This window comes from Acinetobacter sp., assembly GCF_036659555.1.
Taxonomy (GTDB): Bacteria; Pseudomonadota; Gammaproteobacteria; order Pseudomonadales; family Moraxellaceae; genus Acinetobacter.
The window spans coordinates 1-13,644 of the sequence record NZ_JAVXCI010000082.1 but is presented as its reverse complement, the minus strand read 5'-3'; the positions used below and the strand labels follow the sequence as shown (position 1 = coordinate 13,644).

Genomic DNA, 13,644 nt, shown 5'->3' with positions numbered 1-13,644 from the left:
TTAGACTAGATGTGCCGATTTTAAGAATCCTGACTAAAATAGTCAAGTTTTTTTGAAGCTGTTTGTTATGTTTTATTTTTGCAGAAAAATTATATATTTAACCAATCCAAAAATTATACACTAATAACGCAGTTAAAAGAACCGTAATTATTGAAAACACAGCGTTTATCCGCTTTTGCCGGCGCTCGATGCGCTTAATGCGGTTTTTGTACTGCTTGACTTCCACTTGCAGCGTATTGATTTTTGAGCGCTGCTGGTCAATTTTCTCTAAAAGCGGCGCAATGCGCTTTTTGGAAGAGGTAATGTCCTGATCGTCTGCTGGCTCAGTCAGCCAGTGTTTCCAGTCCGCCAGCACTTTCGGCAGGCTGAATAACGACAGCAGGTCGCGGAACTCATCCTTTAAGACTATGTCACCGTCTATGCGCATGGCTTTAATGCTGCGGCGGTTGCCGAAAACAAAGATTTTAATCAGATCCATCAAGGTGGTGCGGACGTCTAAATCCACAGCTTTTTCCGGCGCTTTGTCATCAAACAGCATGCCGTTTTCGGTGAACTGAACGTAAAAGTCAAAATAAGGGATATAGCTGTTTATTTTTACTGCAATTTTTTCATCTACAAACTTTTTGGCCTGCAGCGCCACAACACGGTCATGCTTTAAAATAAAGCTGAACACGGTTTCCAAAACAATCAAGGTCATTGTAAGCAGCACATGCGGATTTGATTGATTTGGTTTTTGTTGCGTATCACTCATAAAAAAAACAATCCTTACCTGAAACAAATGAGCGTCCTGCCCGCGGGTGATTTCAGGATTAAACCAAAAACACATGAATTAAATTGCTTTGTAGAACAGTTTTGCAAATCTATCAAGCCTTAAGTTTGCTATTATAGTGCTAATTTGCAGATTGACGTATAAATTTGCTCATAAAATCATGAGGAGCGGCGCATTATATGGATAAAATAAAAACAGCTGAGCCGGAAGCTGCTGAGCAGGATCAGTCTGAAAAACATATAAAATCCAAGCTTCGCCATCAGCCTGACCGCAAGTCTGTGCTGGATTTCCGCAAATACACCAAGCAAATCTGGCTGGCGGGTTTAGGCGCATTTTCACGTGCTGAAGAAGAGGGCAATAAGCTGTTTGATTCTTTAGTCAAAGTGGGTGAAGAACTGGAGTCCAAAACTGCAGATATTGCGGATCAGGCTGTAGAGAAAGTTTCTGAAAAAGCTAAAGAATCTGTCACAGACACGAAAGATAAAGTTGAAAAGCTGCTGGATAACGGCGTCAATCATTCTTTGAACCGCCTGGGGCTGGTCGCGGCCAAAGATTTGCAGCATTTGGAAAAAATGATTCTGCAGCTGCATGCGAAAATTGACCTATTGGCAGAAGAGCAGCGTAAAATTCAGGCGCAATTGTCTAAAAAATAGAGTTCTGTGCGCTATTATTCATTTTTCATGGTTTTTTCTGTCATGTTTTTGCAAAAAAAGAGGTTCGGGAGTATTGCGTTTTCCCCTAAAGCATTGCTATAAAGGCGCTAGGGCAATCTAAACAACTTCTTGAACCTTAAATAAACGATATTAAGAGGACGTAACTTTCATGAATAAATCAGAATTAATTGATGCTATTGCAGATAAAGGGGGATTATCCAAGGCTGACGCAGGCAAGGCTTTAGACGCAGCAATTGCTTCGGTTACTGAAGCATTGAAAGCAGGCGATTCTGTAACTTTGGTTGGTTTTGGCACGTTCAGCGTTAAAGAGCGCGCAGCGCGCACTGGCCGCAATCCGCAAACTGGCGCGACTTTAGAAATTAAAGCAAGCAAAGTGCCAAGCTTCAAAGCAGGCAAAGGCTTGAAAGATTCTGTTGCTTAATTCCATTAAGCTTGGAAACGCGCCTCTTTGGCGCGTTTTTTATTGATAAATGTGATTTAGCGCCTCAGCGCATTCATTCATTGCGGGTTTTCAGTTAAAATCCTCGGCAAATAAAATATTGGATTACTTATGGAATCTTTTCGCAAAGTCATTAAGGGCTGGCTGGGCAAGGTTTTGCTCGTTTTGTTTTTAACCCCTTTAGCGCTTGTAGGTATTGAAGGATATTTTAGCAGCGGTTCAAAAGATGCGGCGAAGTCGGTGAATGGCGCAGACATCTCTGAAAAAGAGGTGGAGCAGCTGACAAACTCGCTGAAAGAGCAGTATCTGGCATATGCGAAGGGTGATGAAACTTTACTGAATCAGAATTTCATTAATAATAAAGCCATGGAAACTTTAATTGCGCGTCAATTGCTGCTGCAGCAGGCTGACAAGCTGGGTATTAGCCTAAGCGATCAGCAATTGGTGCAGATGATTCAGCAGCAGCCGAGTTTTCAGCAAAATGGCCAATTTTCAGAAGAATTATTTTCTAATTATTTAAAATCGATTGGCATGACCAACCGTGAATTTATTGAAAATTTACGTAAAGATCACGCTTTGAAAATGCTTTCTGCAACATTTATGGATTATGCGCTGGTCAGCCAGGTGGATATCAAGCAAATTGCTGACTTGCAGACTGAACAGCGTACGCTGCAGCTGGCGAGCATTAAGCTGGATGATTACAGACGCGGTGTTAAAGTTACTGAAGCTGAGATTGCTGCCTATTATAAAAAGCATCCGTCAATGTTTAAGCAGGCGACCAGCGTTGATGTGGATTTTGTGGTGCTTTCTCCAGCCAATGTAAAAGGCGCTTCAAATGAAGTGACCGATGTAGAGCTTAAGCAGGCGTATGATGAATTTGTGAAAAAGCAGCAGGCAGCGGTTCAGCCTGCGGTGAAGCATATTTTAATTACTGCGGATGGCCGCACTGATGCTGAAGCGAAGAAATTAGCTGAACAGGCCGCAGCGGAAATTAAAGCGGGCGCTTCTTTTGCTCAGGCTGCAGCGCAGTATTCTGAAGATCCTGAATCGAAGAATAAAGGCGGCGCCATTGCGGTATATCAAAAAGGCGTATTTGGCGATGCATTTGACCAGGCCGTTGCAGGCTTAAAAGCCGGCCAGATTTCTGCGCCGGTGAAAACGGGTTACGGCTACCACATTGTTGAAACTTCTGCGCCTGCAGTGCAAGTGCCTGCATTTGAAGCTGAAAAAGCCCGCCTGACTCAGGAAGTTTTAAGCGCTAAAAATGCTAATGCATTCTCTGATACGGTCAACAGCCTGAATGACATGGTGGTCAGCAGCGACGCGCTTGACGTGATTACGCAGGAAGTAAAAGGCGTTCAGGTTCAGTCAGTCAAAGGCCTGACGCTTTCTTCCGTGCATCCGGTGCTGAGCGATGCCAGCGTGAAAGTGAAGCTGTTCAATGATGATGTTAAAAACGGCGAGCGCAATGTTTCCAGCAGCATCCAGCTGGCGAATGGCGATGCGGTGTGGGTGAAAGTCCGGAATTATCATGCTGCCGGCGTGCAGACTTTGGCTGAAGCGAAAGCGCAAGTTACTGCAAAGTTAATTGAGCAGAAAGCTTTTGATGCTGCTAAAGCGAAAATTCAAACCGCGCTGAATGAATTTAAAACCAAGCCTGAAGCATCGGTGAGCAAAGCGGGCCTGAACTTTGTCAGCGCAGGCACATTTACCCGTGCAGACGGCATGCTGAAGCGCGAAATTCAGCGCGCTGCTTTCAGTGTAGCGGCGCCAAAAGCGGGCCATTGGTCTGTGACCACGGCCAGCCTGCCAAATGAATTGGTTGTTGTAGCTGTGACTGGCGTGAATAAAACTACGTCTAATGCATTAACCGGCGATCAGCTGAATGAGCTGTCTAAGCTGTACCAGCAGCTGCGCGGCCAGCAGGAATTTGATGATTACACCCGCTACTTGAAAGAGCATGCGAAAATCAAGTAAGCGCTGAAGCGATTGCTGAAAAGAAAAAACCAGCCCCCGGGCTGGTTTTTTTTGCATCTGCTTTCGCGGTTTCGCGGTGCTGAAGCGGATGCCTTCAGCTTGGCATTCTTCGCTGCAAGCCGGAACATCACAGAGCAGCCGGAAAGGCTTAAACAGGCAGAGGAAGCATCAATATTGAATACGCTTCAACTGGAAATGCGTCAGGCCAAGCATCCGCATTTCCGGCCTGCATGGGCTGGGGCAGAAGATCAGGTGCGGATTTTAATTTCGTAGCCAGTGTATTTGCGGATGTTGATCACGCCCGTATCCAAAATTAAGTACTGGCCCTTAATGCCTTGCAGCCTGCCGCGGATAATCGGGGTTTTATCCAAATTATGCGATTTAATTTTTTCAGGATACTGCTCTACAGGGTAGATGAATTCGCGCGGGCGTTCATCATTCAGCAGTTCAACCGTTTCATTGAATTGCAGATTTTGGCTGAATTCATCGCGGATGGCTTGAATTTTCGGCGCGAATTCATCGACCAGCCGTTCACGGATTTCAATTAAATCAATCGGTTCGGCTTCGCCTTTCAGCAGCTTGCGCCAGTCGGTTTTATCCGCAACCTGCGTGCCGAACATGATCTCCAATTGGCCGGACAGGCGGCGGGAGCCGACTTGCATAACCGGCAGGGCTTGGGTTGCGCCCTGATCCAGCCAGCGTGTCGGCATTTGGCCCAGGCGGGTAATGCCGACTTTTAAAGCGCTGGAATTGGCCAGATAAACAATATGTGGCTGAAAGCAGACCTCTTGCGCAAAACTTTCTTCGCGGCAGGTGCCTAAATGGTAATGGCAGGTTTCCGGCTTCATAATGCACATATCACATGAAGCTTTGGTTTTAAAGCATTTGAAACAGTGGCCTTGCGAATACGATTTAGGGGTTTTAGTTCCGCAGGAAATGCAGTAAATATTGCCTGCAGCCTCAATTTCAATTTCCTGGCCCAGGCTGAAAGGAAGCTCAATTTCTGAACGGTCTAGAATAAATTTGTATTCTACATTCGCCTTGTGCGTCTGCTGATCAGTTACACTAAGGTCGATGAGGCCTGCATGCATTTTATGGCAAATGCCTTGTAGTTCCATAAAGAATACTCGCTTAAATAATAAGGATGCAGTTATGGCTGAACAAAATGTCATCACTTCGATGCTAGACGATTTATCCAAAGAACAGCCCATTTCAACTGCATTATGTATTGGACAGAATCTTGAACAATACGGCAATAATCAATCAATTCAATGGTGCTATTTTAGCGTATCTGAGTTTTTAAGTCTGCCTTTTAACCGGCGCTATGACTTGGGATTTGTGCTGCTGGATACAGCGGAAATGGCGGAGGTTTCCAGCCAGGATAAAGCTCAGCTGCTGGTTAAGCTCCGTGACCTGATGGCAAAGCGCATTGTCGTGGCCAGCCGGCTGCAGGATGAACAGCTGATGCGCGCTTTGGGTTTTACCCAGCTGATTGATAAAACCGCGCACGGCAGCGATTTTGCCTTGTGGCAGTTTAATATTCTGACTTATAAGCATGTGCCGGACTGGTTTAATTCCAAGTTTTGGGCAAACCCTGAAAACTGGAATAAATTCCGCTGGTAGCGGCGGGTTGGCTGGATGCAGGCTGTGCCAATCCGCAGGGTGGCGTGCCCATGACTTCAGCCGATGTTTTGCTTTTAAGCGCCTGAATCTAAATGAAACAAGCGGTTGGAAGCGCAGATTCTTTTGGCAATATAGTGTGAGTTTTTCAGCCGGATTAAAATGATCTGCGACTGAAATTCCAGCTCGCCAAACTCAGGTTCAACCTGCACATAATGCAGCTGGCCCAGCTCATCTCTGACCCGCGCCTGCGCGGAAAACCCCGGCCGGGCATTGCCGCTGGAAATAGTGGCTAAGCGCCCCAGCAGGCTGACCTGCTGCTTGGCCTGTCTGGGCGGAATAACCTGATCAAGGCAGTGGATCATGAAAACCGTGAAAAAAATGGCAATAATCAGCGCCGGAAGCATCAGATAATAGGCTGGAAGAAAAGCCAATTCGCGTGAGTAAATGCAGAACTGCAGAAAATAGCCTGCAAAGCTGAAATTCATCAGCAGGAAAAATAAGATTAATGTTTTAGAAAATTTAACATTCAGCAGCGGCAGTTCATCTAAGCGCTTGGGTGAGAACTTCTTAAAAAGCATGCTTGGGCGCAAATTCAGATAATAGCCGATGGTTTCCGCCATGCCGAGCAGCAGAACAGCGATTAAGCTTAAATGAAAAGGAATTAAGCTGTAGTCTGTAAGAAACTCTGGCATGGCGGCATCCTGCGCGTTTTATGCTTCTGAAAGGTAGATTCCGCCATCAGAATGCACGGTAATTGCTACTTTTTCAAGTGCTTGACCTTGGCATGGGCCGGAAATGCATTCGCCGCTTTCCACCATGAACAGTGCGCCATGCGTAGAGCATTCAATGTATTCCTGATCGCGGTCTAAAAACTGGTTTTCTAAAAATTCCAATTCGACCTGCAAATGCGGGCATAGATTCTGATAGGCGTAAAAAGCGCCGTCACGCTGGGTGATGAAAATCGTGTCGCCGTCCGGCGTTTCAAAGGAGCGCGCTTCGCGTTCCGGCACATCTTCAGTCATGCAGATTTTATGCATTAGGCGCATTCCTTTTGAAAGTTCTGCAGCAGCTGCGCATAGCCGCTGATGTCCAGGCGCGGGCCAAACTGCGCAACGACTTCACTGGAAATCAGAATAGCGAGTTCCGCAGCGGTTTGATAGCTTAAGCCTGCATTTAATGCATAAAGGAAGGCGCCTGAGAATGCATCGCCGGCGCCGTTGGTGTCTACAGCGGTGACTTTGCGCCCGGCAACAGTAAATGTCTGTTCATTGTTATGAATTAAAGCGCCTTTTGCGCCCAATGTAATGACAATGTGCTTGCTGAGTAATTGCAGTTTGGCCAGCGCAGCTTCAATGCTTTTGGTTTCGGTATACATTAAGGCTTCCTGCTCGTTGCAGAACAGCAAGTCTACGCCGTCATCCAGCAGTTCATCCAGGCCTTGGCGCGCGTACTGCACCATTGCCGGGTCTGACAGCGTTAAAGCAATTTGAACGCCATTGGCTTTGGCGATTTCACGCGCCTGCTTGACTGCAACGCGGGCAGAATCGCTGGTTGATAAATAACCTTCAATATAGAGCCATTTGGCTGCCTGCAGCGGCGCAAAATCAATCTGAGAGTCGGTCAGCTCAGCAGTAATGCCTAAATAGGTGTGCATGGTGCGTTCTGAGTCCGGGCTGACCAGCACCATGCAAGTGCCTGTAACGCCTTCACTGATGGATTGCGCCGCGGTTTGAATGCCGGCTTCATTTAAGCCCTGCAGGTAGATTTGCCCCAAATCATCATTGCCGACGCGGCAGCCGTAAAATGCGGAACCGCCCAATGCGCTGAATGCTACGGTTGTATTGGCCGCGGAACCGCCGGAAGCTTGGCCTTTATAGACTTGGCTGGCTTGCAGGGAGCTGTACAGCGCTGCCTGAGTGCCGCCGTCTGTCAGCTGCATCGTGCCTTTTTGCAGGTTTTGCTGAATAAGAAAATCATCAGAAATTTTAAATTCCTGGTCAATTAATGCATTGCCAATTGCAAAAAGATCCACAGTCGCCATGTCTTTTGGTCACATCAAAAAATGAAAGCGCTAAGTTTACACCAATGCTCAGGTTTGCTGTAGTTTGTTGAGTAAAATTCATGACGCCTGGATCTGCGCCGGTTTTTTATGCATATTGCTAAAAATGAGGCTTTTTTCTGTGTTATTTGTGCATTTGTTTCTCTTTGCTATTGATCAATGCCTGAATTTTTATTTACATAGACTGCAGCGGTTATTTCGCTGTCTCAGCTTTTGACGCCGCTGAAAATATTAACTGATCATTAGATTAAAAAAGTGTGGATATATGGAAATAAGTATTCGTCAAGCCGAACAGCTGCCAAAACACATCGAAAATTTAGCAGCTTTGGCAAATCAAGAAGGCTATGCATTTATTCAGCGTTTAATCGATGAATTTCAAAGCGGCAAAAACCGTTTTGACCAGACCGGCGAATGCCTGCTGCTGGCCTATGACGGCGATAAGCTGGTGGGCTGCGGCGGCTTGAATCAGCAGTGGGGCGATGCCGGCGTAGAAGACCGCATTGGCCGGGTTAGGCGCTTTTATGTACATCCGCAGTACCGCCAGCATGGGGTGGGAAAACAGCTGCTGCTGGAGCTGGAGAAAAAAGCGCGCCCATTTTATGCAGCGCTTTGCTTGAATACCGACACCAAGTCCGCTGCGCATTTTTATCAAAAGAATAATTATGTGTTTGTTGAAAGCCATCCAAATTATAATTATTTTAAATATTTGATTGTTTAATATATTTTATATTTCTGCGCTGCATCGCGGTTCAAGCCGGAACGATGCGGCGCTTTTGCACCGGAAATCCGCAATTTTTTAATTTCAATTTAAGTTGCGCATTCAACAATGATTCTTATCCTTTAATACAAGAATCAAGCGCATGTCCGTTCCCGTTCCATCTGCACATGAAAATGAAAGCGCCATCCGGCTTTTAGCCAAAGTGCCGCAAATTACCGCGCTATTCTGGCTGACGAAAATTTTTGCCACGACTTTTGGCGAAACAGCGGGGGATGCGCTGTCGATGTCGCTGAATTTGGGCTATCTGGCCAGTACATTGATTTTCGCCGGCATCTTTATTGGCCTTGTCTGCCAGCAGATCCGCGCAAAGCATTATCATCCCTATCTGTACTGGTTTACGATTATTGCCAGCACGACCGTCGGCACAACTTTGGCGGATTTTCTAGACCGTTCATTGGGCATTGGCTATTTGGGCGGCAGCGCCATATTGCTGACTTTGCTGATTGCCGCGCTGTATCTCTGGCGCGCGCTGGAAGGCAGTATTTCGCCTTATGCGCTGCGCCGGCCGCGGGCAGAATGGCTGTACTGGCTGACCATTACTTTTTCCCAGACATTGGGCACCGCCTTAGGCGACTGGTCTGCCGACAGCGCCGGGCTGGGCTATGCCGGCGGCATGGTTTTATTTTCGGCTTTAATTCTGCTGGTTGCGGCGCTGTTTTATTTTACTGAAGTTTCAAAAACTCTGCTGTTTTGGGCCGCCTTTGTGCTGACCCGGCCTTTGGGCGCAGTGGTGGGTGATTTTCTGGACAAGCCGCTCAGCTCCGGAGGCCTGGATTTAAGCCGCTTTGCAGCCTCCGCCGTGCTGCTGCTGGCGATCATGCTGTGCGTTCATTGGGCTAAGCTGCGGGAGGCAAGGCGCATCAGCTGAAGAAAGCCACGTTTAATTGATGCGCCGGCAGTGCAAAAGGCGCATTAGCGCTGGTTTTGACAGGCATCAAAATGTTGACCGGTTCACTTGGAAATTTATCAATCTGTGAATCCTGTTCTTGATTTTCAGGTATACTCAAGCGACTTAAAATACTATGAATTAGGAGATCACATGACTGTAGATGTCACTGAAACCATTTCTCAAACTGTTCACCCAGCGTTTCAGTTGGTACGTCAACACCATGTTGAAGCCTTAGACATAGCCGTGTCTGAATACAAGCATAAAGTTACCGGCGCAGTGCATTACCATTTGGCGTCCAAGCATGATGAAAACGTCTTTTTAGTCGCATTCCGCACCCAGCCGATGGACTCGAAAGGCGAAGCGCACATTTTGGAGCATACCGCACTGTGCGGTTCAGAAAAGTTCCCGGTGCGCGATCCATTCTTTTTAATGATCCGCCGTTCACTCAATACTTTTATGAACGCATTTACCGCCGCGGATTGGACAGCCTATCCTTTTGCGACGCAGAACAAAAAAGATTTCCAGAACCTGCTGGAAGTGTATCTGGATGCAGCCTTTTCTGCCAACCTGAACCCGCTGGACTTCGCGCAGGAAGGCATCCGCATTGAGCTGGAAAATGGCGAACCGGTTTATAAAGGCGTGGTGTTCAATGAAATGAAAGGCGCCATGAGTTCGCCTTCAGACCAGCTGTATCATCAGTTGGCGCATCATTTATTCCCGGAAACCACCTATCACTATAATTCCGGCGGCGACCCGAAAGATATTCCAGACTTGACTTATCCTGAGCTGGTGAATTTCTATAAATCGCATTATCACCCAAGCAATGCGGTGTTTATGACTTTCGGCAATGAGCCGGCCTATAAGCTGCAGGAGCAGTTTGAAATGCTGGCTTTGGCTAAATTCGGCCCGGGTGAAACCCTGCATTCCAAGCCGGAACGCCGCCTAACCCAGCCGGTGGCTGTGACTGAAACCTATGCGGTGGATGCGGAAGACCTGAAAGACAAAACTTACCACATTATTTCCTGGCTGCTGCCGCAGGCCAGCGATATTAAGCTGCGCTTAGGCATGCGCCTTGCAGAAGGCGTGCTGCTGGAAGATTCCGCATCGCCGCTGCGCCATTATTTGGAAACCTGCAGCTATGCGCAATCCACTGGCCCGATTATGGGAGTGGATGATTCCAACTTTGAAATGACTTTCTTCTGCGGCGTGCAGGGTTCTAATCCGGAACATGCTGAAGAATTTAAAAACGGCGTATTCAGCATTCTGCAGGATGTAGCCTCAAAGCCTGTAGACGCTGCGCTGGTTGAAGCCATTCTGCATCAGATTGAACTGCATCAGCGTGAAATCAATGGTGACGGCATGCCGTACGGCCTGAGCCTGATTTTAAACGGCCTGGGCAGCGCCATTCACCATTCTGACCCGATCCATGTCTGGGATGTAGACACGGCCATTGAACAGGTGAAAGAAGAACTGAAAGACCCGATGTGGCTGTCGAACTTAATCAAAACCCATTTGATTGATAACCCGCACCGCGTGCAAATGACGCTGGTGCCGGACGCGCAGAAATCCGCCAAAGAAGCTGAAGCTGAAAAAGCGCGCCTTGCGGAAATTGGCGCTCAGCTGACCGAAGCGCAGAGGGCGGAAATTATTGCGCAGACTGAAGCGCTGAAAGTGCGCCAAGATACGCCGGATGATATGAATCTGCTGCCTAAAGTCGGCTTGGAAGATATTCCGGCGGAGCTGCAGATTGTGCAGGGCCAGCTGCGTGAAATCATTTCCAACAAGATGGACATGCCGCTGAATCTGTATCATGCGGGCACTAACGGCATTTATTATCAGCAGGTGCTGATTGAAATTCCGGATGAAATTGTGCACTCGCCGTACTTTAACCTGCTGTCAATTTTGATGGGCGAAGTCGGCGCGGGCCAATACGGCTACCTTGAGCTGCAGCAGCTGCAGACTGCAGTCAGCGGCGGCCTTGGCATGGGCGCATCGCTGCGTTCTAAAGTCGATGACAAAAACCAGATCAGCGCGTGGCTGACGCTGACCACCAAGTCTTTGGTGGATAATTTTGAAGCGGTTCGCCTGCTGAAACTGGCTTTTGAACAGCTGCGCTTTGACGAAAAAGGCCGTATTATTGAGCTGCTGCAGCAGCGCAAAACCCGCTGGCAGTCACGCCTGTCGGGTTCGGGCCACAGCTATGCCATGCAGATTGCCAGCCGTAATCACAGCGCATTGGCGCAGCGCGACTATCACAATACCGGCCTTGGCGCTTTAAACTGGCTCAGCGATTTAACCGCTAAAATTGAAAAAGATGAAGCTGCCTACAATCAGCTGATTGATGAGCTGAAGCTGATTCACAATAAGCTGCTGCAAGCGCCAAAGCAGTTCCTGCTGGTTTGTGAAGAGCATCAGTCAGAGCAGCTGGTGGAAGAAGTGCAAACGGTGTGGGACAAAGTTGCAATTGAAAGCATTGAACGCGATTTAATTCAGCAGCAGCCTGAAAACAGCGCCAAAGATGAAGCCTGGCTGATTCAAGCCAATGTGCAATTCTGCGCATCAGCCTATCCTGCGGTAGATGTGTCGCATCCGGATGCTGCGCCGCTGATGATTTTGGCTGCTTATTTGCGCAATGGCTTCCTGCACAGCGCAATCCGTGAAAAAGGCGGCGCATACGGCGGCGGCGCAAGCTATGACGGCAATGCCTGCTCATTCCGTTTCTACAGCTACCGTGACCCGCGCCTGGCGGAAACTTTCAATGATTTTGAAGCCAGCGTGCAGTGGCTGCTGAATGCGCCGCAGCAGGAGCATCAGCTTGAAGAAGCGATTTTGGGCCTGATTGCTGGCATGGATAAGCCGGGCTCGCCAGCCGGTGAAGCGATTACTGCATGCTATTCCTTGCTGCATAAGCGCACGCCTGCATTCCGCAAAGTGCTGCGTGAACGCCTGCTGGCCGTAACGCTGGATGATTTAAAGCGCGCTGCAACAACCTACCTGCTGGATCAGACGCCGGTCAAAGCCGTTGTTGCGCCTGTCGCGAAGCGTGACGCGCTTATTGAGCTGGGCTTTGACATTAAGCAAGTCAATTAAGAAATACAGAGGTGATTATGGCGTTCATTCATTTTGAGCGTACCGCATTGCAGCTGGGCATTCTGCTCAGCGTAATGGCTGCAGCCAGCGCATCTGCACAGACTAATCCAGCAGCGCCAACGCCGGCAACGCCTGAAGCCTGCGTAGCGCTGGCATCGAATGCTGACCGCCTGGCATGCTACGACGCATTGTATAAAATCCCGCAGGAAGTCAAGCCGGCGCTGGTTTCAGAGCGCATGGCCGCGCAGGAGTTGAAGCCTGAGCCGACCGAAAAGCTGACTTTTAAGGAAAAAGTCAGCCATGCATTTTCAGAGCGCCTGTTTGCTGTTGAGGCGCCTCAGCTGAACCCGAATCTGTCCATGCTGGACAGGCGCTGGGAGCTGTCGCAGGACAGCAAGCTGGGCACATGGAATATCCGCGGCTATCAGCCGGTCTATTTGATGCCGGGCTATTGGACTTCAGATAAGAATGAACGCCCATCCAGCCCGAATCCAAGCAATACCGTGCAGCCGGATCAGGAACAGCAGCTGAAATCGATGGAAGCCAAGTTCCAGCTGTCGCTCAAAACCAAGGCGGTGGAAAATCTGTTTGGCGATAACGGCGATGTCTGGGTGGGCTATACGCAGTCTTCGCGCTGGCAGGTGTATAACGAGGCGGAATCGCGCCCATTCCGTGAAACCAACTATGAGCCTGAAGCCAGCCTGGTATTCAGAACCAACTATGAGATGCTGGGCTTGAATTGGCGCATGCTGGGCCTAACCTTGAATCACCAGTCCAACGGCCGTTCAGATCCGCTGTCGCGCAGCTGGAACCGGGTAATTCTGAACCTTGGCTTTGAGCGCGATGATTTTGCCTTGATGCTGCGCCCATGGTACCGCATTGAAGAAGGCTCGGCGGATGACAATAATCCAGACATCACAGACTATGTCGGCCGCGGCGATTTAACCGCGTTTTACCGCTGGAAAGAGCATGATTTCAGCCTGATGCTGCGCCACTCGCTGAAAGGCGGCGATAATTCGCACGGCGCGGTGCAGTTTGACTGGACGTTTCCGATCAGCGGCAAGCTGCGCGGCCAAGTCCAGCTGTTTGACGGCTATGGCGAGAGCCTGATTGATTATAACCATCGCGCGACGTATGTCGGCATTGGCGTGTCATTAATGAATTGGTTCTAAATCTGCATGGATATGAAAAACCGCGCCTAGGCGTAATGCTGATCAGTTAAGGAGTTTCACAGTAAACTTCTTAACTTTTTTGGGCTATTCACGGCGGAGTCTTACCGTTTTTAAATCGAATTTTGGAGCTCGTTTTGTTCTTTTGTTTCGCCAAAAGAACCAAAAGCATTTGTC

14 protein-coding genes are annotated in these 13,644 nt (G+C 48.5%); 9 read left to right on the top strand and 5 right to left on the bottom strand.

The window, feature by feature from the left end; genetic code table 11:
- Positions 1-97: 97 nt before the first annotated feature.
- Positions 98-751 carry a hypothetical protein gene (locus RSA72_RS11210; RefSeq protein WP_332624246.1) on the bottom strand — a complete coding sequence of 218 codons (654 nt, stop codon included), beginning with the start codon at positions 749-751 and terminating at the stop codon, positions 98-100.
- Positions 752-948: 197 nt separating this feature from the next.
- On the opposite strand from RSA72_RS11210, the gene RSA72_RS11205 reads away from it, so the two are divergent.
- From RSA72_RS11205 to RSA72_RS11190, 4 genes are all read left to right on the top strand, one after another.
- Positions 949-1,422, top strand: a complete 474-nt coding sequence (locus RSA72_RS11205; protein ID WP_332624245.1) for a phasin family protein — start codon at positions 949-951, stop codon at positions 1,420-1,422.
- Positions 1,423-1,591: 169 nt separating this feature from the next.
- Entirely contained in the window at positions 1,592-1,864 is a 273-nt protein-coding gene (locus tag RSA72_RS11200; protein ID WP_332624244.1) for an HU family DNA-binding protein, read from the top strand.
- A 129-nt stretch (positions 1,865-1,993) separates the two neighbouring features.
- Entirely contained in the window at positions 1,994-3,859 is a 1,866-nt protein-coding gene (locus RSA72_RS11195) for a SurA N-terminal domain-containing protein (RefSeq protein WP_332633197.1), read from the top strand.
- A gap of 12 nt (positions 3,860-3,871) precedes the next feature.
- Positions 3,872-4,132 carry a hypothetical protein gene (locus tag RSA72_RS11190; protein WP_332624242.1) on the top strand — a complete coding sequence of 87 codons (261 nt, stop codon included), beginning with the start codon at positions 3,872-3,874 and terminating at the stop codon, positions 4,130-4,132.
- Here RSA72_RS11190 and RSA72_RS11185 read toward each other — a convergent pair.
- Positions 4,108-4,977 carry a DUF2797 domain-containing protein gene (locus tag RSA72_RS11185; protein ID WP_332633195.1) on the bottom strand — a complete coding sequence of 290 codons (870 nt, stop codon included), beginning with the start codon at positions 4,975-4,977 and terminating at the stop codon, positions 4,108-4,110. The genes RSA72_RS11190 and RSA72_RS11185 overlap by 25 nt on opposite strands.
- A 34-nt stretch (positions 4,978-5,011) precedes the next feature.
- Here RSA72_RS11185 and RSA72_RS11180 point away from each other — a divergent pair, with 34 nt between their 5' ends.
- Positions 5,012-5,482 (top strand): DUF6231 family protein, encoded by a 471-nt coding sequence (locus RSA72_RS11180; RefSeq protein ID WP_332623569.1) that lies wholly within the window; start codon positions 5,012-5,014, stop codon positions 5,480-5,482.
- Positions 5,483-5,556: 74 nt separating this feature from the next.
- Here RSA72_RS11180 and RSA72_RS11175 read toward each other — a convergent pair whose 3' ends face one another.
- Genes RSA72_RS11175 through RSA72_RS11165 form a run of 3 tightly spaced genes read right to left on the bottom strand, consistent with a single transcriptional unit; the run spans position 5,557 to position 7,523 of the window.
- Positions 5,557-6,174 (bottom strand): OB-fold-containig protein, encoded by a 618-nt coding sequence (locus RSA72_RS11175; RefSeq protein WP_332623567.1) that lies wholly within the window; start codon positions 6,172-6,174, stop codon positions 5,557-5,559.
- Between the two features lie 18 nt (positions 6,175-6,192).
- Positions 6,193-6,504, bottom strand: coding sequence for a Rieske (2Fe-2S) protein (locus RSA72_RS11170; RefSeq protein WP_332623571.1), 312 nt, complete (start codon positions 6,502-6,504; stop codon positions 6,193-6,195).
- A gap of 14 nt (positions 6,505-6,518) precedes the next feature.
- Positions 6,519-7,523 (bottom strand): adenosine kinase, encoded by a 1,005-nt coding sequence (locus RSA72_RS11165; protein ID WP_332623566.1) that lies wholly within the window; start codon positions 7,521-7,523, stop codon positions 6,519-6,521.
- Positions 7,524-7,806: 283 nt separating this feature from the next.
- Between RSA72_RS11165 and RSA72_RS11160 the strand changes: the two genes are divergently transcribed.
- The 4 genes from RSA72_RS11160 to RSA72_RS11145 all read left to right on the top strand — a co-directional run bounded on the left by RSA72_RS11160 (position 7,807) and on the right by RSA72_RS11145 (position 13,470).
- Entirely contained in the window at positions 7,807-8,259 is a 453-nt protein-coding gene (locus tag RSA72_RS11160; protein WP_332623565.1) for a GNAT family N-acetyltransferase, read from the top strand.
- Between the two features lie 142 nt (positions 8,260-8,401).
- A complete protein-coding gene (locus tag RSA72_RS11155) occupies positions 8,402-9,187 on the top strand; it encodes a COG4705 family protein (protein WP_332623564.1) in 786 nt (261 codons plus the stop codon).
- Positions 9,188-9,358: 171 nt separating this feature from the next.
- On the top strand, positions 9,359-12,298 hold the full coding sequence (locus RSA72_RS11150) for an insulinase family protein (RefSeq protein ID WP_332623563.1): 2,940 nt from the start codon (positions 9,359-9,361) through the stop codon (positions 12,296-12,298).
- 17 nt (positions 12,299-12,315) lie between these two features.
- Positions 12,316-13,470 (top strand): phospholipase A, encoded by a 1,155-nt coding sequence (locus tag RSA72_RS11145; protein WP_332633193.1) that lies wholly within the window; start codon positions 12,316-12,318, stop codon positions 13,468-13,470.
- The last annotated feature ends 174 nt before the right edge of the window (positions 13,471-13,644 follow it).

Excerpts from the sequence above, each read along its gene's own strand:
- RSA72_RS11210 (WP_332624246.1), bottom strand. The coding sequence starts at position 751 with ATGAGTGATACGCAACAAAAACCAAATCAATCAAATCCGCATGTGCTG.
- RSA72_RS11205 (WP_332624245.1), top strand. The coding sequence starts at position 949 with ATGGATAAAATAAAAACAGCTGAGCCGGAAGCTGCTGAGCAGGATCAG.
- RSA72_RS11200 (WP_332624244.1), top strand. The coding sequence starts at position 1,592 with ATGAATAAATCAGAATTAATTGATGCTATTGCAGATAAAGGGGGATTA.
- RSA72_RS11195 (WP_332633197.1), top strand. The coding sequence starts at position 1,994 with ATGGAATCTTTTCGCAAAGTCATTAAGGGCTGGCTGGGCAAGGTTTTG.
- RSA72_RS11185 (WP_332633195.1), bottom strand. The coding sequence starts at position 4,977 with ATGGAACTACAAGGCATTTGCCATAAAATGCATGCAGGCCTCATCGAC.
- RSA72_RS11180 (WP_332623569.1), top strand. The coding sequence starts at position 5,012 with ATGGCTGAACAAAATGTCATCACTTCGATGCTAGACGATTTATCCAAA.
- RSA72_RS11175 (WP_332623567.1), bottom strand. The coding sequence starts at position 6,174 with ATGCCAGAGTTTCTTACAGACTACAGCTTAATTCCTTTTCATTTAAGC.
- RSA72_RS11170 (WP_332623571.1), bottom strand. The coding sequence starts at position 6,504 with ATGACTGAAGATGTGCCGGAACGCGAAGCGCGCTCCTTTGAAACGCCG.
- RSA72_RS11165 (WP_332623566.1), bottom strand. The coding sequence starts at position 7,523 with ATGGCGACTGTGGATCTTTTTGCAATTGGCAATGCATTAATTGACCAG.
- RSA72_RS11160 (WP_332623565.1), top strand. The coding sequence starts at position 7,807 with ATGGAAATAAGTATTCGTCAAGCCGAACAGCTGCCAAAACACATCGAA.
- RSA72_RS11155 (WP_332623564.1), top strand. The coding sequence starts at position 8,402 with ATGTCCGTTCCCGTTCCATCTGCACATGAAAATGAAAGCGCCATCCGG.
- RSA72_RS11150 (WP_332623563.1), top strand. The coding sequence starts at position 9,359 with ATGACTGTAGATGTCACTGAAACCATTTCTCAAACTGTTCACCCAGCG.
- RSA72_RS11145 (WP_332633193.1), top strand. The coding sequence starts at position 12,316 with ATGGCGTTCATTCATTTTGAGCGTACCGCATTGCAGCTGGGCATTCTG.